This is a genomic window from Nocardia rhizosphaerae, assembly GCF_042650365.1.
Lineage (GTDB): Bacteria > Actinomycetota > Actinomycetes > Mycobacteriales > Mycobacteriaceae > Nocardia > Nocardia rhizosphaerae.
The window spans coordinates 245,934-264,617 of the sequence record NZ_JBHSBA010000006.1 but is presented as its reverse complement, the minus strand read 5'-3'; the positions used below and the strand labels follow the sequence as shown (position 1 = coordinate 264,617).

The 18,684-nt window shown below is 68.8% G+C and carries 19 protein-coding genes; 10 read left to right on the top strand and 9 right to left on the bottom strand.

Features of this window, described 5'->3' with window-relative positions; translation table 11 throughout:
• Positions 1 to 41 precede the first annotated feature (41 nt).
• Positions 42 to 260 carry a DUF2191 domain-containing protein gene (locus ACFOW8_RS14705; protein WP_378551158.1) on the top strand — a complete coding sequence of 73 codons (219 nt, stop codon included), beginning with the start codon at positions 42 to 44 and terminating at the stop codon, positions 258 to 260.
• On the top strand, positions 251 to 682 hold the full coding sequence (locus ACFOW8_RS14700; RefSeq protein ID WP_378551157.1) for a PIN domain-containing protein: 432 nt from the start codon (positions 251 to 253) through the stop codon (positions 680 to 682). Before ACFOW8_RS14705 ends, ACFOW8_RS14700 begins: the two co-directional genes overlap by 10 nt.
• Positions 683 to 797: 115 nt before the next feature.
• Here the strand turns inward: ACFOW8_RS14700 and ACFOW8_RS14695 are convergent, their stop codons facing one another.
• The 3 genes from ACFOW8_RS14695 to ACFOW8_RS14685 form a co-directional block, all read right to left on the bottom strand.
• On the bottom strand, positions 798 to 3,053 hold the full coding sequence (locus tag ACFOW8_RS14695) for a glycosyltransferase family 39 protein (protein ID WP_378551156.1): 2,256 nt from the start codon (positions 3,051 to 3,053) through the stop codon (positions 798 to 800).
• A 133-nt stretch (positions 3,054 to 3,186) separates the two neighbouring features.
• Positions 3,187 to 4,545 (bottom strand): glycosyltransferase, encoded by a 1,359-nt coding sequence (locus ACFOW8_RS14690; RefSeq protein WP_378551155.1) that lies wholly within the window; start codon positions 4,543 to 4,545, stop codon positions 3,187 to 3,189.
• A gap of 66 nt (positions 4,546 to 4,611) precedes the next feature.
• Positions 4,612 to 5,304: a class I SAM-dependent methyltransferase gene (locus ACFOW8_RS14685; RefSeq protein ID WP_378551154.1), complete on the bottom strand. Its 693-nt coding sequence runs from the start codon at positions 5,302 to 5,304 to the stop codon at positions 4,612 to 4,614.
• 137 nt (positions 5,305 to 5,441) lie between these two features.
• On the opposite strand from ACFOW8_RS14685, the gene ACFOW8_RS14680 reads away from it, so the two are divergent.
• Positions 5,442 to 6,161, top strand: a complete 720-nt coding sequence (locus ACFOW8_RS14680) for a TetR/AcrR family transcriptional regulator (protein ID WP_378551153.1) — start codon at positions 5,442 to 5,444, stop codon at positions 6,159 to 6,161.
• A 112-nt stretch (positions 6,162 to 6,273) separates the two neighbouring features.
• Here the strand turns inward: ACFOW8_RS14680 and thiD are convergent, their stop codons facing one another.
• Positions 6,274 to 7,122, bottom strand: coding sequence for a bifunctional hydroxymethylpyrimidine kinase/phosphomethylpyrimidine kinase (gene thiD / locus ACFOW8_RS14675; RefSeq protein ID WP_378551152.1), 849 nt, complete (start codon positions 7,120 to 7,122; stop codon positions 6,274 to 6,276).
• Between the two features lie 78 nt (positions 7,123 to 7,200).
• Here thiD and ACFOW8_RS14670 point away from each other — a divergent pair, with 78 nt between their 5' ends.
• Complete coding sequence (locus ACFOW8_RS14670; protein ID WP_378551151.1) at positions 7,201 to 8,349, top strand: GTP-binding protein; 1,149 nt, start codon at positions 7,201 to 7,203, stop codon at positions 8,347 to 8,349.
• 103 nt (positions 8,350 to 8,452) lie between these two features.
• Here ACFOW8_RS14670 and ACFOW8_RS14665 read toward each other — a convergent pair whose 3' ends face one another.
• The gene (locus ACFOW8_RS14665; protein ID WP_378551150.1) at positions 8,453 to 9,598 is read right to left on the bottom strand and encodes an epoxide hydrolase family protein; all 1,146 of its coding nucleotides are present in this window, start codon (positions 9,596 to 9,598) and stop codon (positions 8,453 to 8,455) included.
• 88 nt (positions 9,599 to 9,686) lie between these two features.
• Here ACFOW8_RS14665 and ACFOW8_RS14660 point away from each other — a divergent pair, with 88 nt between their 5' ends.
• The 6 genes from ACFOW8_RS14660 (at position 9,687) to ACFOW8_RS14635 (ending at position 13,230) form a co-directional block, all read left to right on the top strand.
• Positions 9,687 to 10,334, top strand: coding sequence for a TetR/AcrR family transcriptional regulator (locus ACFOW8_RS14660; RefSeq protein WP_378551149.1), 648 nt, complete (start codon positions 9,687 to 9,689; stop codon positions 10,332 to 10,334).
• A gap of 55 nt (positions 10,335 to 10,389) precedes the next feature.
• A complete protein-coding gene (locus tag ACFOW8_RS14655) occupies positions 10,390 to 10,800 on the top strand; it encodes a VOC family protein (protein ID WP_378551148.1) in 411 nt (136 codons plus the stop codon).
• A gap of 187 nt (positions 10,801 to 10,987) precedes the next feature.
• Positions 10,988 to 11,872, top strand: a complete 885-nt coding sequence (locus ACFOW8_RS14650) for a DUF559 domain-containing protein (RefSeq protein WP_378551147.1) — start codon at positions 10,988 to 10,990, stop codon at positions 11,870 to 11,872.
• Between the two features lie 78 nt (positions 11,873 to 11,950).
• Complete coding sequence (locus ACFOW8_RS14645; RefSeq protein WP_378551146.1) at positions 11,951 to 12,382, top strand: SRPBCC domain-containing protein; 432 nt, start codon at positions 11,951 to 11,953, stop codon at positions 12,380 to 12,382.
• Complete coding sequence (locus ACFOW8_RS14640) at positions 12,372 to 12,701, top strand: ArsR/SmtB family transcription factor (RefSeq protein WP_378551145.1); 330 nt, start codon at positions 12,372 to 12,374, stop codon at positions 12,699 to 12,701. The genes ACFOW8_RS14645 and ACFOW8_RS14640 overlap by 11 nt, the downstream gene beginning before the upstream one ends.
• A 16-nt stretch (positions 12,702 to 12,717) precedes the next feature.
• Entirely contained in the window at positions 12,718 to 13,230 is a 513-nt protein-coding gene (locus tag ACFOW8_RS14635) for an SRPBCC family protein (protein WP_378551144.1), read from the top strand.
• On the opposite strand, the gene ACFOW8_RS14630 is transcribed toward ACFOW8_RS14635, so the two are convergent.
• From ACFOW8_RS14630 to ACFOW8_RS14615, 4 genes are all read right to left on the bottom strand, one after another.
• The gene (locus tag ACFOW8_RS14630; RefSeq protein WP_378551143.1) at positions 13,231 to 14,025 is read right to left on the bottom strand and encodes a thioesterase family protein; all 795 of its coding nucleotides are present in this window, start codon (positions 14,023 to 14,025) and stop codon (positions 13,231 to 13,233) included. It abuts the gene before it with no gap.
• Positions 14,026 to 14,055: 30 nt separating this feature from the next.
• Positions 14,056 to 14,268 carry a hypothetical protein gene (locus ACFOW8_RS14625; RefSeq protein WP_378551142.1) on the bottom strand — a complete coding sequence of 71 codons (213 nt, stop codon included), beginning with the start codon at positions 14,266 to 14,268 and terminating at the stop codon, positions 14,056 to 14,058.
• 81 nt (positions 14,269 to 14,349) lie between these two features.
• Entirely contained in the window at positions 14,350 to 16,002 is a 1,653-nt protein-coding gene (gene thiC, locus ACFOW8_RS14620) for a phosphomethylpyrimidine synthase ThiC (protein WP_378551141.1), read from the bottom strand.
• 310 nt (positions 16,003 to 16,312) lie between these two features.
• On the bottom strand, positions 16,313 to 18,577 hold the full coding sequence (locus ACFOW8_RS14615; protein WP_378551140.1) for an MMPL family transporter: 2,265 nt from the start codon (positions 18,575 to 18,577) through the stop codon (positions 16,313 to 16,315).
• Positions 18,578 to 18,684: the final 107 nt, after the last annotated feature.

Sequence of the window (18,684 nt, the reverse complement as noted above, 5' to 3'; positions counted from 1 at the left end):
ACGTATATCCACCAGGGGGGTTCGTGGTGAGGGATTGCGAGATGACGAAACGGCTGATCGAGATCGACGACGAGCTACTCGAGTCGGCCAAGGCGGCTTTGGGGACCTCGGGGGTTTCCGATACGGTCCGTGCCGCGCTGAGTTCGGCGACGAGTGCCGCGGCAATCGCGGCGGCGCGGGTTCGGCACATCGAGTGGTTGACCAGTGGTGGCGCGGAAGAGATGGCCGACAAGAATCGGCGCGGTGACGTATGGCGATAGCCGCGCGGTACCTCGCTGATACCAGCGCCCTCGCGCGAATGCGGCATACAAAAGTCGCTGGGCACCTCGCCCCTTTGATCGATGCGGGCAGTGTGGCGACTTGCGCTGCCATCGACGCGGAAATGCTCTACAGCGCACGCAGCCCCGTCGACTACGAGCAGATCAGGGCGGATCGTCGTCTGCTGTTCGAATACCTGCCAATCAACGACGAACACTGGCACAGTGCCTTCGCGATCCAGCGTGAGCTCGCCCGGTCGGGGCGCCATCGCGCGGTCGGCATCCACGATCTGCTCGCGTCGGTGCTGGCGATCGAACATCGCCTGGTGCTGATCCACTACGACGCCGACTTCGAATCCGTGGCCTCGATCGTCGATCTCAACCACCGCTGGGTCGCACCGCGCGGAACGCTCGAACAATCCTGAGTCCGGCGTCGCACCGGTTCGTGCGAGGCGGTGGGATCGATAGGGCAGGGTCAGCACATCCGGCCCGGTGGATCGGGTGATCCACCGGGCCGGACCGGGTCCGCTCGGACCGAAACTACGACTTCGGTTGCGTGAGGTCGTAGAGGGTGACGCCGTCGATGGTGACAGGGGTGTAGCTCGCCTCGACCCAGGCGGTAATCGCCGACGCGGTGGACTCGCTCCTCCCGCCAGGCCCGCCACGGCCACCCGCGACGAAGTAGTGGATATTGCCCTCGGCCACGTACTGCTTGAACTGCGCGAGCGTGGGCGACGGATCGCTGCCGTTGAAGCCGCCGATCGGCATGACCGGCAGTTCGGTGGCGAGCTGGTAACCGGCCGCGTTGTTCGAGCCGACCGTGGCGGCGACCCAGGTGAAGTCGCTGCCGTCCTGCGCGAGCAGCGCGACGACCTGGTCGCTCGGGCGTGATCCGCCGAGCAGACCACCCGCGCCACCCATCGGCCGTCCGCCTGCACCGCCGGACGACCCGGACGGCGCGCTGTCGTCGCCCGACGCGGTGGTGCCGCTCGCCGCACCGCCATTTCCTGACGAGGTGCCGCCGCTCGCCGAGCCGCCATCCCCGCCCGCAGTGCTGCCATCCCCGCCCGAGGTGCCGCGATTACCGCCCGCGGTGCCGCCTGGCATACCGCGCGGGCTCGCGCCGGGCAGCGATATCCCGTCCGGCCCGAGGCCACTGCCCGGCCCGGCGGTGCCGCCCTGGGCCGGAGTGCCAGGACCGTCGCTCGGCCCCGGAGCGCCGGGCGTGGTCGAACCGTCGCGTACGCCGGCGCCGTCCTGAGCGGCGCCGGGCATCGTGCCCATCGGGCCCGCACCGTCCGGCCGCTTTCCTGGGCCGCCCATCCCGCTGGTCACAGGCCCGGCCGTCGGGATGGCACCGGAGTTCGCGGCGGCGATGGTGTCGATGGAGTAGGCGAGGGGGCCCGCGAGGCCGACCAACACGGCGGCCAGGACGGCGAGCGCCGAGCGTCTGCCGGTCAGCGGAAAGGTGACCGCGATCGTCACCAGGACGCCGGTGACCAGGATCGCCCATCGCAACCATGGTTGGAAGGAAGCGCTGCGCGACAACAAGATCCACGCGGTCGCGATGGTGAGACCGAGGGCGAGGGCGCAGCTGAGCCGCACCGATGCCCGGTCCCGCGCGCCCCATGCCGCGGCGGCGCCGATCCCCACCAGCGCGGCGACGGCGGGGGCGAGGGCCACCGTGTAGTACTCGTGGAAGATCCCGGCCATGTAGCTGAACACCAGCCCGGTGACGAGCAGCCAACCGCCCCACAGGATCAGTGCGGCCCGACGGCCGTCGGTACGCGGGGCCCGGCCGCGCAGGACGAGTCCGGCGATCAGCGCTATCAGGGCCGCCGGGATCAGCCAGGCGATCTGTCCGCCCTGCGCGGGGTCGAACAGCCGGGTGATCCCGGTGCTGCCCCACATCCCGTTGCCGCCGGGCGGCAGTTCACCGCCGGGTCCGACGCTGCCGGTCTCGTTGCCGTTCAGCCTGCCGAGACCGTTGTAGCCGAGGGTCAGTTCGATGATCGAATTGTGCTGCGACCCACCGATCCACGGACGGCTGTCGGCAGGCCACAGCTCCACCGCCAGCAGCCACCAGCCCGCCGCGACCACCATGGCCGCGCCGGCGGCGCACAGCTGCGCGACGCGCTTGCCGAGCTTCGGCGGCCCGGCGATCAGATAGGTCAGCGCCAGCGCGGGGACGACGAGCAGCACCTGCAGCTGCTTGGCGAGGAAGCCGAAGCCGATGAACGCGCCGGTGAGCAGCAGCCAGCGCCACCTGCCGTCGGCGACGGCCCTGGTCATGGCCCAGGCGGCCGCGGTCATCAGCAGCACGAGCAGGGCATCGGGGTTGTTGAACCGGAACATCAGCACCGCGACCGGTGTCACCGCGAGCACCGTGCCCGCGATGAGCCCGGCGACCGGCCCGTAGACGCGCCGCACAGTCGCCCACAGGGTGGCGACCGTGCCGACTCCGAGCAGCACCTGCGGCACCAGCATGCTCCAGCTGCTGAGCCCGAACAGCCGCACCGACAGCCCCATCACCCACAGCGAGGCCGGCGGTTTGTCCACGGTGATCGAGTTCGCGGCATCGGAGGACCCGAAGAAGAACGCCTTCCACGACTGCGAACCCGCCTGCACCGCAGCGGCATAGAAGTCGTTGGCCCAGCCGTTGGCGCTCAGGTTGACCAGATAGGCGACGAGGGTGCCGAGCAGCAGCAACGCCAGTGCCGGCAGCTCCCAGCGAGGACGGGGTGCTGCGACAGCCGCCGCGGCAGGGGTCGCGGGTCGGGTGCTCACGGTGGTCATCTCGGCACCTCCGGGTTCGCCGGGGCAGCGGGAGACGGGGCACAGACTCGCGGGGTGATGGGTTCGGTGTTCGCGGAGGGGCCCGACAGCCGGTGGGCGGTGCGTTCCTGTGCCGAAGGGGTGCGGGCAGTGCTCATCGCGGCACCTCCGGGCTGGCCGAGATCGCGATCGAGCCGGTGGCAGCCGGGTCGCCGATCCAGGGGACGTGGGTGATCGGCTCGGTGATCGCGGTGGGGCTCGACCGGCGCGCGGTTCCCGCAGGGGCGCGTGTGGACCCAGTGGGCCGCGCACCGGTCGCGTCGCGGAACACCCAGCGCAAGCCGACGAAGCGCGCAAGTGTCGCGACGAGATTGGCGGTGACCAAGACCCCGAGTTCTACCGCGACCGGCGCATCGGGCGCCCAGCGGTGCAGCGCGAACAGCGAGCCACTGGTGATCGCCAGGCCGAAGGCGAAGATGGCCAAGCCATTCAACTGATGGGTCAGCGCGCCGCCCGGCCCGCGCACGCCGAAGGTGAAGGCGCGGTTGGCCGCGGTATTGCCCACCGCGGTCACCAGCAGCGCAACCAGATTCGCGCCCTGCCCGCCGAGCAGTGGTTGCAGCAGCAGGTACAGCACGGCATAGGCCAGCGTGGACAGCACGCCGACGATCGCGAACCGCACCAGCTGGCCGACCATGCCGAGCGGTACCCCGGCTACCAGCGGTTCCCGTCCGACCGCGGCCCGCAGTTCCGCCATGGGCAGCGCGCCGGTGGTCAATGCCTTGGTCAGCCGCCAGATTCCGCGCAGGTCCTTGCGCGCGGTGTCGACGAGGTCGACGCGGCTGTCCGGATCGTCGATCCAGTCGACGGGCACCTCGTGAATTCGCAGCCCCGCCCGCTCGGCCAGGACGAGCAGTTCGGTGTCGAAGAACCACTCCCCGTCGCGCACCAGCGGCAGCAGCTCACGCGCCACCTCGGTGCGAACCGCCTTGAAGCCGCACTGCGCGTCCGAGAAATGTGCGCGCAGTGTGGTTTTCAACAGCAGGTTGTAGCAGCGGGAGATGATCTCGCGCTTGGGACCGCGCACCACCCTGGCGGCCGCGTCGAGCCGGGTGCCGATCGCGAGATCGGAGTGGCCCGACACCAGCGGCGCGACCAGCGGCAGCAGCGCGTTCAGATCGGTCGACAGGTCGACGTCCATATAGGCCACCACCGCCGCGTCCGAATCGGTCCACGCCGCGCGCAGCGCCCTGCCCCGCCCCTTGGCGTCCAGGTGCAATACCTCGACGTCGTCGAGTTCGGCCGCGAGCAGCCGCGCCACCGCGAGGGTGGCGTCGGTGCTGGCGTTGTCGGCGATCGTGATCCTGGCGGTGAACGGGAATCCGGCGCGCAGATAGGCGTGCAGCCTGCGCACACAGAGCCCTAGATCGGTTTCTTCGTTGTAGACGGGAATCACCACGTCGAGCACCGGTGGCGCGGTGCATGGCGTGGTCTGTGCCTCGCTCTGGGTCATGGCACCCACCCTCGGCGGCGCCGCTGCCACCGAGCTGGGACCGGGCTGGGAGGTTGCTGGGGATCGTTACCCGCGGCGCAGACGCAGCACGCTGTCGGCCCGCTCGCCCTCGACGCCGTCCGGGCTCGTCGACGGGCTGGTGACCAGTTCGGCTGTCTCCACCCGCCATTCGGGTCCGAGGTCGAGCTCGTCGAGCATCTGCTCGATGGTCGGGAAGCTGACATCGTGCGGCGGGGTGGTGACCCAGGTCGGCCAGTGCGCATGGCTGCCGATCACCAGCGCGCCGCCGGGTGCCACCGCGGCGGCGGCCTTGCGCAGGATGGCCTGCCGCTCGTCGGGCCGTTCCACCGGCGAGTGCAGGAATTGCGCGGAGACCAGGTCGAAGGTGCCTTCGGGGAAGCTTTCGTCCAGGTCGTGGCGCTCCCAGCTGATCCGAACACCCGCGTCGGCGGCGTGCCTGGCACCGCGTTCCATCGCGGTGGCCGAGATATCGACCGCAGTCACCTGCCAGCCCTCGGTGGCGAGCCAGATCGCGTCGCCGCCCTCGCCGCAGCCGAGGTCGAGCGCGGTGCCGGGGGTGAGCCCGGTGACCTCACGGACCAGGGTCTTGTTGGCGTTGCCGGTCCAGATCTGCTCGCGCTCGCGGTAGAAGTTCTCCCAGAACGTCGCGGGGTCGCCGTCGGTGCCTGGTCGGCCTGCCCCGTGCGCGTGGGTGGCGGGCTGCGGTTCGGTGCCGGTGGCGGTCAGTTCTTCGGGCATCGGGGCTCCTGGTCGATGGTGGTGCGGATGGGCACATGGTGCGCCACTTCCATGGAAACTGGCAAGAACGCTTGCTGTCTTGGCAAACCGTGGCCCCGCGGCCGCTCGCACTCGACCGCGCCAATAAGCTGCTGGCCGTGACGCGCGGTTACCGGAAGGCAGACGAGGGTCGCCGGGTCGACGCGCGAACCGAGCGGTGGCGCGAACACCGGGTACGGGTCAGGGCCGAATTCGTCGACGCCGCATTCCGTGCGCTCGACCGCTTCGGCCCCGAGGTGAGCATGGGTGATATCGCCAAGGAAGCCGGCGCCGCCAAGCCGAAGCTGTATCGGCATTTCGAGGACAAGACCGATCTCTACAACGCCATCGTCGACCGCGTGCGCGACATGCTGTGGGAGCGCATTCTCTCCGGGGTGAACCTCACCGACGATGCCGTCGCCGACCTGGTGCGCCGCGCCGCCACCGAATACGTGGCCGTGGTCTCGGCGCATCCGAACGTCTTCCGGTTCATGCTGCACAGCCATTTCAGTCAGCAGGCGAAGGAAACCGAGCGGGCGCTGGTGGCCGCCAGGCAATCCGCACGGCGCGCCGCCGAGTACTTCGCCGGGCTACTGCCGACGGAATCGGTCGACGTCGCCGGCATCGAGCTGGTGAACTATTCGATCTTCGGCGCGGTGGCCTCGGCCACCGACTGGTGGCTCGGCGCCAACCAGCGCGAGGTCTCGGCGATGCCGGTGGAGCGGTTCATCGAGTATCTGGCCGAGAGCATCTCGGCGCTGGCACAGGCGCACGCGCGCTTCAACGGGGTCACGATCGACCCGTCGCAGCCGCTGCGCGACGCGTTCGTCGTCGGCTGAAAACCCTCGCGCCCGGCGCGAACTCCGTTGTTCTGCCGGCTACGTCGTTGGAGCCGGTGGGGTGCGATGCACTCAGTATGAACCCGCCCACCGACAAGTTCGCGACGCCACGCTAGACGTCGGTATGCAACCGCCACAGGGGGGAGACCGGGCCGTGGCCCGCGCCGAGATCGTAGGACGCGGCCAGGCAGCGGAAGGTCCACTCCTTGGCGAAGGCCACCGCGTCGGGCACGGAATAGCCGTTGGCGAGCGCGCTGGCGATCGCGGCCGCGAGCGTGTCGCCGCCGCCGTGGTCGTTGCCGGTGGCGATGCGTGGCGCGGTGAACTCGCGGAAGGTGTCGCCGTCGTAGAGCAGGTCGGTGCTCACCTCCGAGGCTCGCAGATGGCCGCCCTTCACAATCGCCCACCTGGCGCCGAGTTCGTGCAGCGCTTGCGCGGCCTTGCGCGCGGTGGTGTCGTCGACCACCTCGATGCCGGTGATCAGCCGGACCTCGTCGAGGTTCGGGGTCACCACCGTGGCCAGCGGAATCAGGGTGGTGCGGACCGCGTCGAGCGCCTCGGCGTGCAATAGCGGGTCGCCGTGCATGGAGGCGGCGACCGGGTCGACCACGAGCGGGACGGTGCCGTCGCGGCCGATCCCGACCTCCCGGCACACCTCGGCCACTGCCTCGATGATCGCGGTGGAGGCGAGCATGCCGGTCTTGGCGGCGCCGATCCCGATATCACGCACCACCGTGCGCACCTGGTCGGCCACGATCTGCGGCGGGATCTCGTGAAAACCGCTGACGCCCACCGTGTTCTGCACGGTCACCGCCGCCACCGCGACGCAGGCGTGCACACCGCACAGCGCCATGGTGCGCGAGTCGGCCTGGATGCCCGCGCCGCCGCCGGAGTCGGTGCCCGCGATGGTGAGCGCGCGAACGGGGGTCTGGCCATCGGGGGTCAGCGGCAGCATCTTCACGCCCCAACCCTACGACCGCGTGTCCGATTCCGGGACCCCGCCCGACAACAGCTAATGAAAACCATTATCGTTAATTACGTGACCAACTCCGCATCCACCGGGCGCCTGCCCGTCACCGTGTTGTCCGGCTTCCTCGGCGCGGGTAAGACCACGCTGCTCAACCACATCCTCGCCAACCGCGAGGGCCGCCGGGTGGCGGTGATCGTCAACGATATGAGCGAGGTGAACATCGACGCGGCGCTCGTCGCGGGCCAGGGTCACCTCGACCGCACCGAGGAGAAGCTGGTCGAGCTCACCAACGGCTGCATCTGCTGCACGCTGCGGGAGGACCTGATCGAGGCGGTCGCGAAGCTGGCCCGCGACGGCCGCTTCGATCAGCTGGTGATCGAGTCCACCGGCATCTCCGAGCCGATGCCGGTCGCCGCGACCTTCGAATGGGAATTCGAGGACGGTTTCCGCCTCGGCGAACTGGCCGCCCTCGACACCATGGTGACCGTGGTCGACGCCTCGACCTTCCTCGCCGAACTGGTGAAGGGACAGGCGCTGGCCGAGCGGCAGCTGGAGGCGGGCGACGGCGATTCGCGCACCATCGCCGATCTGCTGGTCGACCAGGTGGAATTCGCCGACGTGCTACTCATCAACAAGACCGATCTGGTGAGCGCGAACGCCGCGGCCACCGTCGAGGCGACGGTGCGCAGGCTCAACCCACGTGCCCGGATCCTGCGTACCGAGAAGGGGGTCGTCGAGCTGGCCGAGGTGCTCGGGACCGGTCGCTACAACCCGGTGGCCGCCGCCGAAACCGACGGCTGGGCCGAGGAGCTGGCTGGTGGCCACACCCCGGAAACCGAGGAATACGGCATCAGCAGTCTCACCTACACCGCCGACCGGCCGTTCCATCCCGACCGGCTGCAGACCGCGCTCTCCGGGTTGCGTGGGATGCTGCGCAGCAAGGGTTTCTGCTGGATCGCCAGCCGCCCCGAGCTCGCCGCGATCTGGTCGCAGGCGGGCCCGAATCTGACCTTCGAGCCGGGCGCGTGGTGGTCGTCGCTGGAGGTGTCGGCCGGGCAGGAGATCGTGTTCATCGGTGTCCGCCTCGACGCGGCGGCCGTGCGGCGCGAACTCGACGCCGCGCTGCTCACCGATGCCGAGTTCGCGGCGGGCCCGGCGAGCTGGACCAGCTACCCCGACCCTTTCCCGGCCTGGGGTGAACTGCACGAACATCACTGATTGGTTTCTTCGGTGCGCGTATCGCTCTGCGCTGGTGCATGATTCGAAAGGGCCGCGACCCACGCACCGATGAGGGGAGCGTGGGCCGCGGCACCGAAGCGGTTCAGCGGAGCCCGGCGAAGAACTGGCGAATATCGGCGACCAGCACATCCGGCGCCTCGTGGGCGGCGTAATGCCCCGCGGCATCGTTGGCGCCACCGGCCGCCGCGCCGGTGTCGTAGGAGTTCCAGCTGACGATATTGCGGTGATCGCGCTCGGCGAATCGGCGGATCGACTGGAAGTCGCCCGCGAACATCGCCAGCCCGGTCGGCACCACGGTCGGCTCGGTCGGATGCTCGGTGGCGTGCGCGTCCTCGTAGTAGAAGCGCAATGACGACCCCGCCGTCCTGGTGAGCCAGTAGAGCGCCACATTCGCGACGACGAACCGCGCGTCCAGCGATTCGCCGAACAGTTGCGCGTTCCAGCCGAGCAGCCCGATCGGGGAATCGGCCAGCGCGTAGGCCAGGGTCTGCGGCTGCTGGCTGTGCAAGGTGTTGAACGACATCTTGTTCTCGTGGAACCACTGCAGGTGCGCCAGCGCGGCCATATCAGCCTCGGAGAGGTCATCGAACTCGGCCGGGTCGCCGGACGGGAACGAGAACAGCTGCGTAACGTGCACGCCGAGCACCCGCTCCGGCGCGATCCGCCCGATCTCGGGGGAGACCATCGAGCCGCCGTCGTTGCCGATGGCGCCGTAGCGCTCGTAGCCGAGCCGGGCCATCAGCTCCGCCCAGGCGCGGGCAGTGCGGTAGCGGTTCCAGCCGGTGCTGCGGGTGGGCCCGGAGAAGCCGAAGCCGGGCAGCGAGGGGATGACCAGGTGGAAGGCGGGCTGCTCGGCCGATTCCGGTTCGGTGAGCGGCGCGATGACATCGAGGTATTCCAGGATCGAGCCCGGCCAGCCGTGGGTGAGGATCACCGGCGTCGCGTCCGCGCGGGTGGAGCGGATGTGCAGGAAGTGGATGTCCTCGCCCTCGATCTCGGTGGTGAACTGCGGGTAGGAGTTCAGCTCGGATTCCAGTGCGCGCCAGTCGAATTCCTCCAGCCAGTACTGCGCGAGCGCTCGCACCCGGCCGGCCGGGACGCCGTAGGCGTCGCCGACGCCGGGCAGCTCGTCGGGGTAGAGCGCGCCGCGCAGGCGCGCGGCCAGATCGTCGAGCTGGGCCTGCGGGATCTCGATACGGAAGGGGGTGATGGTGGCGGTGGAGGTCATCGGGGTTCCTCTTTCTGAAACGGAATGCTTCGTTCTGTTTAGACAGTAGCAGAACGGATCATTCCGTTTCAAGTGCTAGACTGAAGTCATGCCGAAGCAGACCGAAACCGCAGATCAGCCCCGCCTTCCCGGCCGCAAGGCGCAGGCGGCCCGCAACGACGGGCTGATCCTCGACGCGGCCCGCGCCGTCTTTCTCGCCGATCCGGGGGCGCCGATCGCGGCCGTCGCCGAGCGAGCCGGGGTCGGCATCAGCGCGCTCTACCGCAGATATCCGGGCAAGGAGGACCTGCTGCGCACCCTGTGCCACGACGGGCTGCGCCGCTACAACGCCGAAGCCGATGCGGCACTGGAAAATTCGGACGGCTGGCAGGGGCTGGTCGAGTTCCTGGAACGGGTGGTCGACGCCGATGTGCACTCGCTGACCGTGCACCTGGCCGGCACCTTCACGCCCGACGACGCGATGCTCCCCGACGTCCTGCGCGCGGGCGACGCGGCCGAGGAACTGGTCCGCCGGGCGCACGCCACCGGGCGGCTGCGGCCCGACTTCGGCGCCCTCGATCTCGGCCTGGTGCTGGAGGCTTGCGCCGCGGTCACCATGGCGACTCCCGAACGCACCGCGCAGATGCGCCGCCGTGTGCTCGCCCTGCTGATCGACGGAATGACCGTGGACGCTGAGCTGCCTGGCCCGCCGCCCGCAGGTGGGGAGTTCGCCTGGCGGTGGGAACGGCGCTCGTGAACCGCGCCGCGGTGGCAGACTCGGCGACGTCGCGAATCACACCGGGAGGTACGTCGTGAACTGGACTCTGGAAGTGGTGATCGTCCCCGTGTCCGATATCGACCGGGCCAAGGATTTCTACGCGAACCGGCTCGGTTTCGCCGTCGACCACGACACGGTGATCTCCGACGACGTCCGCGTCGTGCAGCTCACGCCCCCTGGCTCCGGCTGTTCGATCGTCATCGGCAAGGGCGCGGTGCCGGAGATGGTGCCGGGATCGCTGAAGGGCCTGCAACTCGTCGTGCCCGATATCGTGCGGGCGCACGCGGAACTGGTGGCGCGCGGCGTCGATGTCACCGAGGTGCGTGAGCTCGGCGAGAACCCGCGCCCCACCCCGCATCCCCTCGACAATGTCGGCTTCGTCTTCTTCGACGACCCCGACGGCAACAGCTGGGCGGTGCAGCAGATCTCGAGCCGGGCGGGGTAGCCCCGGTCCGCGAGGTGGGGTACCGCGCTGACCACACACATATCGTGATTCCTGTGCGGATATCGACCATCATCTGGATTCGTGTGTGCACAACGTGGTTATCCCCACCCTGCGAGTTATCCACATCCCGGCTGAAAGGCCAGGTAGCGCCAGCTGCGGTGCGACGGACCCCGGCGAAACTCCCACAATGGACTACGGAATCCGCACGCGCAGCCAACTACTCGCCGAGGGCGTACCGCCGGGCACGATCGACGATCGGTGCCGACGTGGTGTCTACGTCCGAGTCCTGCCCCGCACCTACAGTCTGGGACCGCCGACCGCGTTGGGGCGCTGCGCCGCGGTGATCGAATGGCTGCCCGGCGCGCGCCTGAGCCACCGAACCGCGGCGTGGTTGTGGAACTTGCTGCCCGAGCCGGACGTCATCGAAGCGACGGTGCCGAAGGCGGTGAGCAGAAAGGCGCCGCCGTGGCTCCGGCTCTATCGCCGCGACCTGCCCGACAGCGCCCTCGACCGCAGTGCCGACTTGCCGGTCGTGACACCCGCCCAGACGTTGTTCGATTGTGTCGCGGTACTTCCCGAAGCAGAAGCCGATCGTCTCGTCGACCGGACGCTCGGCCGCGTGGCGTCTCGAAGTGCGGTACTCGAGATCTGTCGCGGCCACGGCGCACCCGCCATGCGCAGGCAACTGCGCGAGGCGGCGCTGAAGTCGGTGTCCGAACCGGAGCGCCTGTTCGCGCGTGCGCTCGCACGTCGACGGCTGTACCTGCTGCCCAATCACTCCGTCGGCCCGTTCGTCGGTGACTTCGTCGACGAAAGCACGCGCACCATCGTGGAGATCGACGGGTGGGAGTTCCACAGCGACCGCCAAACGTTCCGCAGTGACCGGCGCAGGCAGAACTGGTTGCAGCGGCGGGGCTGGCTCGTGCTGCGATTCGCGGCGCACGATGTGCTCAATCACATGGAGACCTGTGTCGACGAAGTGGAATCCGTGGTGCGACCGAGGCGGTGTGGGCCGCGCTTGTCGCACATAGAACGGCGGATCGGTCGGGATATCTACCGCGGCGGCGATTAGTGGTCGCGGAGCGTTGACGCAACCAATAGGTTGCAATAACATATTTGGCAACCAACGGGTTGCTACAAAGGAGGCATCATGGGATTTCCCGATCAGATCGTGCGGACGGTCGAGCTCGCGCATTCGCCCGCCAAGGTGTGGGCGGCGATCACCACCGCGGAAGGGCTGGCGAGCTGGTTCGGCAATACCGCGGAAATCGACCTGAGGCCCGGCGGGGATATGCGGATGACCTGGAAGGAGGGGTTCGCGGCGGATATGCGGGTGGAGCGGGTCGAGGAGCCGACGGTGTTCGGCTACACCTGGCCGATCAATGGGCTGCCCGACGACGATCCGCGCCGGACATATGTGGAGTTCACGCTGGAACCGGTCGGCTCCGGCACCCGGCTGACCGTCACCGAGAGCGGGTTCGCCCAGCTGCCCGCCGACGCGCACGCCGAAGCGTTCGAAGGCAATGTCGGTGGCTGGAAGAGCGAGCTGGGTGAGCTCGTCGAGTACCTCGATGCGGCCTGAGCTCGAGACCACCGCCGAACGGGTCTTCGTCGCACTGGCCGATCCGAGCAGGCGGTCGGTCCTGGCCGCGCTCGCCGCGCACGGCCCGGCCACCGCGACCGACCTCGCCGATCGCCTGCCGATCACCAGGCAGGCGATCGCCAAACACCTCGCCCTGCTGACCGAGGCGGGCCTGGTGATCCCGGAGCCGGGTGAGCGGCGACGCGTGCGCTACCGGCTCGACTCCGCGCCGATGCAGATGGCGCAACAGTTCCTGGCCGCCCTCGCCCGTGACTGGGACGGCCCCCTCGACGCGCTCCGCCGCCATCTCGACGGCTGAGCCGGAAGGAAACATCATGAGTGACAACGATTTCACCGTCACCGTCACCGTCGGCAAGACACCGGCCGAGGCCTTCGCCGCCATCAACGACGTGCGGTCCTGGTGGTCGGAGACGATTGTCGGCGACACCGGAACCGTCGGCGACAGTTATCTTTTCGAGGTTCCCGGCATCCACCGCTGCACCATGACGACTACCGAATCGGTGCCGGGTCGCCGGTTGGTGTGGCATGTCACCGACTCCTGGATCGGCTTCGTCGCCGACACCGCCGAATGGGAGGACACCGACGTCGTCTTCGACCTCACCGACACCGAGGACGGCACCGAAATCCGGTTCACTCATCGGGGTCTGGTACCCGCGGGCGAGTGCTACGAGGTGTGCTCGAACGCCTGGGGCGCTTACGTCACCGGCAGCCTACGTGGCCTGCTGGCCACTGGCGAGGGTGACCCGTTCCGGCGCACCAGCACCGCCGAGACCGAGCTGCGCAAGCACGGCAATGCCGATCTGGTCGATCTGGAGGCGCTGCGCTGATCAGCTCCGCGGGGCGATGAGCAGGGTCTGGGTGCTGCGGCCGAGCGGTCCGGTCTCGTCGAACAGGGCGGATTCGGCGAGACCGATGCCGTGTGGTTGAGGGTGGGTCACCGCGTCCAGGCACACCCACTCGCCTATCGGGTGCCGGTGCAGGGTGACGGTGAGGTCGGTGTTGATGAACAGATACTTCGACCAGTCGAGCACGGCGCTCACGCCGTTGCCGGAATCGGCGGCGGCGAGGGTGCGTTCCAGCGGGCTCGGCGTGGTGCCCGCGACGATCGGGTGTTTCAACCTGATCCAGCACATCGCCGGACCAGGGGTGGCGAAAGAGCCGGTGGTGAAACGGTATTCGATGCCGGTGTGGAAGCCGATCGCCTGATCGGACGGGAACCGCTCCGCCGCGGTTTCGGCGGGCAGTGTCATGGCGCCGGTGGGCAGGAACTCCACCGGCAGGTCGAGGGCTGGTTCGGCAAGCTTGAGCCGCCACGCCGTGGCCTGCATGACCGGCCCGCGTTCGGACGACAGTGTCGCCTGGATCAGCTCGACGCTGCGCCCCGACCGCACCACCTCGGCGCGTGCTGTCAACGGCGCCAGCGGCACCGGACCGAGGATCTCCACCGCGACTCGCCCCACCTGGAACCCCGGCCGCGGCTCACACCGCTCGATGACATGCCCGAGCAGCGCCGATGGCGGCCCGGCATGCTGGGCGTCCGGCGACCACGGCCCCCTGGTCAGCTCGGTGGAAACGAACCGATCAGGGTCGGCCGGGTCGGGCAGGTAGAAGGCGTCGGCCATATCGGCGACGCTACCGCAGCGGCGCCCGGCCTAGACGCCGTCGGCTGATCCGCTGGTCAACGCGGTGATCAGGTCGAGCAACGGGCGAATCGGGCAGGGGTTGATATCGGTGGACGTGCAACCGATCGACGAGGACCCGGAATCGGCGACCGGCGCGGCCTCTGCGGACGCGAGCGGTGCGGCAAGGACCATGGCCGCGGCCACCCCGACACCCGCGATCGTGCTTTTCATTCTGAAGGACATGCGAGCAACATTACTGACCGCTCTGACCAGGCGAATCCCCCGAAACTCATGGGCAGAACTTCGGGGGTGACGCCGGATGGGTCAGGAGACGACCGGGAGATAGACCTGGTTGCCGTGGTCGGCGAATTCGGCGGACTTCTCCGCCATGCCCGCCTCGATCGCCGCGACATCGGTGAGGCCCTGCCGTTCCGCGTACTCGCGAACATCGGCGGAGATCCGCATGGAGCAGAACTTGGGGCCGCACATCGAACAGAAGTGCGCGGTCTTGGCCGGCTCGGCGGGCAGGGTCTCGTCGTGATACTCGCGGGCGGTGTCCGGGTCGAGCGAGAGCGCGAACTGGTCGTGCCAGCGGAATTCGAAACGCGCCTTGGACAACTCGTTGTCGCGGGCCTGGGCGTGTGGGTGGCCCTTGGCAAGGTCGGCGGCGTGGGCGGCGATCTTGTAGGTGATCACGCCGACCTTCACATCGTCGCGGTTGGGCAGGCCGAGATGCTCCTTCGGGGTGACGTAGCAGAGCATGGCCGTACCCGCCTGGGCGATGATCGCGGCGCCGATCGCCGAGGTGATGTGGTCGTAGGCGGGCGCGATATCGGTGGCGAGCGGACCGAGGGTGTAGAAGGGTGCCTCCTCGCAGAGTTCCTCTTCCAGCCGCACGTTCTCCACGATCTTGTGCATCGGCACATGGCCGGGCCCTTCGATCATCACCTGCACGCCATAGGATTTCGCGATCGTGGTGAGCTCGCCGAGGGTTCGCAGCTCGGCGAACTGGGCTTCGTCGTTGGCGTCGGCGATGGAGCCGGGACGCAGGCCGTCACCGAGGGAGAAGGTGACGTCGTAGCGCGCCAGGATCTCGCACAGTTCCCGGAAGTGTGTGTACAGGAACGATTCCTGATGATGCGCCAGACACCACGCCGCCATGATCGACCCGCCGCGCGAGACGATGCCGGTGACCCGCTTGGCAGTGAGCGGGATGTAGCGCAGCAGCACGCCCGCGTGCACCGTCATGTAGTCGACACCCTGCTCGCACTGCTCGATCACGGTGTCGCGGTACAGCTCCCAGGTGAGCTTGGTCGGATCACCGTTGACCTTCTCCAGCGCCTGGTAGATCGGCACGGTGCCGACCGGGACCGGGGAATTGCGCAGGATCCATTCGCGGGTCTCGTGGATGTTCTTGCCGGTGGACAGATCCATGATGGTGTCGGCGCCCCAGCGGGTGGCCCACACCATCTTCTCCACCTCCTCGGCGATCGAGGACGACACCGCCGAGTTGCCGATATTGGCGTTGATCTTCACCAGGAACTTCTTGCCGATGATGGTCGGCTCCAGCTCCGGGTGCTTGTGGTTGGCCGGGATCACCGCGCGGCCGGCGGCGACCTCGTCGCGCACCAGCTCCGGCGAGACACCCTCGCGGGCGGCGATGAAGCGCATCTCCGCGGTGATGATCTCCTGGCGAGCCCAGTGCAGCTGGGTACGCGGGCCGTCGACGGCGGGCTTGTCCCACTCGTCGCGCAGCTTCGGCAGACCGGCTTCGAGATCGATCGTCGCGTTGTCGTCGGTGTACGGGCCGGAGGTGTCGAAGACGTCGAAGTGCTCGCCATTGGTGAGGTTGATCCGCCGCACCGGAACGCGCAGCCCGTCGACCTCTTGGTAGTGCTTGACACTGCCATCGATCGGACCGGTGGTGACGGTGTCGATCGCGGCGGTGCTCCCGTTCGCGGACGTGGCTGTGCCCATGGTTGTTCCTCCCTACGCCGGCATTACCCGGTCAGGTTCATACGGTCGACGGCCCTGACCGCCCTGTCGACAGGGCTAGCCGTCCTCTCAGCCCGCTGGTGCGAGCCCCCGTGCTTGTTGGAGCGCTGGCGCGCTCGAGTTCGCGGCCCCTTGGTCCCGCCGATGGGAGGCCGTTGCTTGCTCCTTCGTCGCCTACGCAACGACCTCCCATCGGCGGGACGGCCGCGAACCGCCGCTGCGCGGCGGGCCCCTCCTCGAGGTCGGGGCGTGCGTGGCGGATCAGAGTCTATGCGGCGGTTTCGCCGGATGGCTAGTGGGTGGTGACTTTTTCCCTGGGAACGGCTGGCGTCGGCTCGGCCTCCGCGGCTTCCCGCAACCCGAACCTGTTGTGCAGCTTGACCAGCGGCTTCGGCGACCACCAGTTCCAGGTGCCCATCATCCGCATCAGCGCGGGCGCGAGCAGGCCGCGGATGACGGTCGCGTCGCTGATCACCGCCAACGCACAGCCCAGACCGAACAGCTTCATCATCGACACCCCCGAGGTCGCCACGCCGAGGAACACGATGCTCATCAGCAGGGCGGCGGCGGTGAAGATGCGGCCGGTGCGGGCCACACCCATGGCGACGGCCTCGGTATTGCCCTCGGTGGTCTTGGGCCCGGCCAGCCATTCCTCGCGGATGCGCGAGAGCAGGAACACCTCGTAGTCCATCGACGCGCCGAAGGCCAGACTGAACATGAGGATGGGCATGGCCAGGTTGAGGGTGCCGGTGGCGGTGAAGCCGAGCAGCCCGGACAGGTTGCCCTCCTGGAAGATCCACACCATCGCGCCGAAGGTCGCCGCGAGCGACAGGATGTTGAGGACCAGGGCCTTCACCGGCAGCACCACACTGCCGGTGAACAGGAACAGCAGCACCAGGGTGGTGATCGCGATCAGCGCGCCCGCCAGCGGCAGTTTGCCGGTGATCGCGACGACCGAGTCCTGATTGAGCGCGGCGGGGCCGGTGACGAGTGCGTCGCCGGGCGCGTCGACAGCACGGATGGCGTCGAGCTGCTCGCGGCCCGCGTCGGAGTACGGATCGAGGCTGGTAGCCACCGACAGGTATGCCCCATGGACGGGATCGGCCATCTCGGGCACCCCGGCCGCGACCCGCAGGCCGTTGCGGTAGACGGCCTCGCTGCTCAGCACGGCGGGCACATCGGGCACCTTGGACAGCTCCAGCGCGTAGGCGTCCAGCTCGTCGGCGGTGCCGCCGAATCCGGGCAGGACCACGGTGGCGCTGGCCGCCATGTCGGCGTCGAACTCGGTCCGCAGCACGTCACCCACATCGCGGCTGGCCACGCCGGTGGGCAGGGAGCGGTCGTCGGGGTAGCCGAACTGCACGCCGAGGAACGGCGAACCGAGCAGCAGCAGGAACGCGGTGGTGACGAGCGCGACCGGGAGTGGCCGTTTCATCACCGCGGTGACCAGGCGGTACCAGAACGTCTGCTGCGGTGCCTTCTCCTCGCGTGGGGCGAGCCGGAACAGCCGGCGCAGCGGCGCCCGCAGATCGCCCCTGTCGATCCGGTCGCCCACCAGGATCAGCAGCGCGGGCAGCACGATCACCGCGGCACCGGCGGCGGCCGCGACCACCGCGATCCCCGCGTAGGCGAAAGACTTGAAGAAGTACTGCGGGAACACCAGCAACGCCGACAGCGACAGCGCGACCACCAGCGCCGAGTACACGACGGTGCGGCCGGCGGTCTGGATGGCCCGATGCACCGCGGCGGCCGGGGCGGCGCCCGCGGCCAGCTCCTCGCGGTACCGGCTGACGATGAACAGGCTGTAGTCGATCGCCAAGGCCAAGCCGAGCGCGGTGGTCATGTTCAGCGCGAAGATCGACACGTCGGTGACCGCGGTCAGCACCCGCAGGATGCCGAGCGCGGCGGCGATGGCGAACAGGCCGATGGCGATGGGCAGTGCGGCGGAAACCAGGCTGCCGAACACCAGCGCGAGCAGGATGCCGGTGATCGGGATGGCCACGGCCTCGGCGATCACCAGATCCTTGCTGATCTGGGTGTTGATATCGGAGAAGGAGGCGGCGAGCCCACCCGGTTCGACCGTCACCGGACCGCTCTCGACCGCGATCTCTTCGCTGAGCTCGCCCGCGCGGACCGGCAGCTCCGCGTCGTCGCCTTCGATGCTGGCCAGGATCAGCGCGCGCTTGCCGTCCTTGCTGCGCAGGGCCTGCTTCAGGTCGGGCCGCGAGGTCCAGTACGACTGCACGCCGCTGACGATGTCGGAATGGGCGTTGAGCTGGGCGATCGCGGTGTTCGCCGCCTCGGTCGCGGCCGTGGAGTCGGCGCCTCCCGACGCATCGGTGACCAGCAGGACATAGTTCGGCTCACTGCCAGGGAAGTGATCGCTCAGATACTGGCTGGCCCGCACCGAATCGAGGTCATCGGTGACGAATCCGCCCGATTTCATGTGTGAGTGCACGGTGGCACCGATCGCGCCACACAGGATCATCAGCAGCAGCGCGACCGCGACCACCACTCGGGGCTTGCCCACGGCGGCGCGGGCGATTCTCGTCAACATCGTCGGGGCTCTCTCTAGGAAACGTCGAACGCCACCGTATCCCGCACGGAATCTTGCCGATACCCCCTCGGGGCGGAGGTGAGACGAGTACCATCTCCGCCCCTGGG

Bases quoted from the DNA above. Each gene is read 5' to 3' on its own strand.
- ACFOW8_RS14705 (WP_378551158.1), top strand. From the start codon at position 42: ATGACGAAACGGCTGATCGAGATCGACGACGAGCTACTCGAGTCGGCC.
- ACFOW8_RS14700 (WP_378551157.1), top strand. From the start codon at position 251: ATGGCGATAGCCGCGCGGTACCTCGCTGATACCAGCGCCCTCGCGCGA.
- ACFOW8_RS14695 (WP_378551156.1), bottom strand. From the start codon at position 3,053: ATGACCACCGTGAGCACCCGACCCGCGACCCCTGCCGCGGCGGCTGTC.
- ACFOW8_RS14690 (WP_378551155.1), bottom strand. From the start codon at position 4,545: ATGACCCAGAGCGAGGCACAGACCACGCCATGCACCGCGCCACCGGTG.
- ACFOW8_RS14685 (WP_378551154.1), bottom strand. From the start codon at position 5,304: ATGCCCGAAGAACTGACCGCCACCGGCACCGAACCGCAGCCCGCCACC.
- ACFOW8_RS14665 (WP_378551150.1), bottom strand. From the start codon at position 9,598: ATGACCTCCACCGCCACCATCACCCCCTTCCGTATCGAGATCCCGCAG.
- ACFOW8_RS14660 (WP_378551149.1), top strand. From the start codon at position 9,687: ATGCCGAAGCAGACCGAAACCGCAGATCAGCCCCGCCTTCCCGGCCGC.
- ACFOW8_RS14650 (WP_378551147.1), top strand. From the start codon at position 10,988: ATGGACTACGGAATCCGCACGCGCAGCCAACTACTCGCCGAGGGCGTA.
- ACFOW8_RS14645 (WP_378551146.1), top strand. From the start codon at position 11,951: ATGGGATTTCCCGATCAGATCGTGCGGACGGTCGAGCTCGCGCATTCG.
- ACFOW8_RS14640 (WP_378551145.1), top strand. From the start codon at position 12,372: ATGCGGCCTGAGCTCGAGACCACCGCCGAACGGGTCTTCGTCGCACTG.
- ACFOW8_RS14635 (WP_378551144.1), top strand. From the start codon at position 12,718: ATGAGTGACAACGATTTCACCGTCACCGTCACCGTCGGCAAGACACCG.
- ACFOW8_RS14630 (WP_378551143.1), bottom strand. From the start codon at position 14,025: ATGGCCGACGCCTTCTACCTGCCCGACCCGGCCGACCCTGATCGGTTC.
- ACFOW8_RS14625 (WP_378551142.1), bottom strand. From the start codon at position 14,268: ATGTCCTTCAGAATGAAAAGCACGATCGCGGGTGTCGGGGTGGCCGCG.
- thiC (WP_378551141.1), bottom strand. From the start codon at position 16,002: ATGGGCACAGCCACGTCCGCGAACGGGAGCACCGCCGCGATCGACACC.
- ACFOW8_RS14615 (WP_378551140.1), bottom strand. From the start codon at position 18,577: ATGTTGACGAGAATCGCCCGCGCCGCCGTGGGCAAGCCCCGAGTGGTG.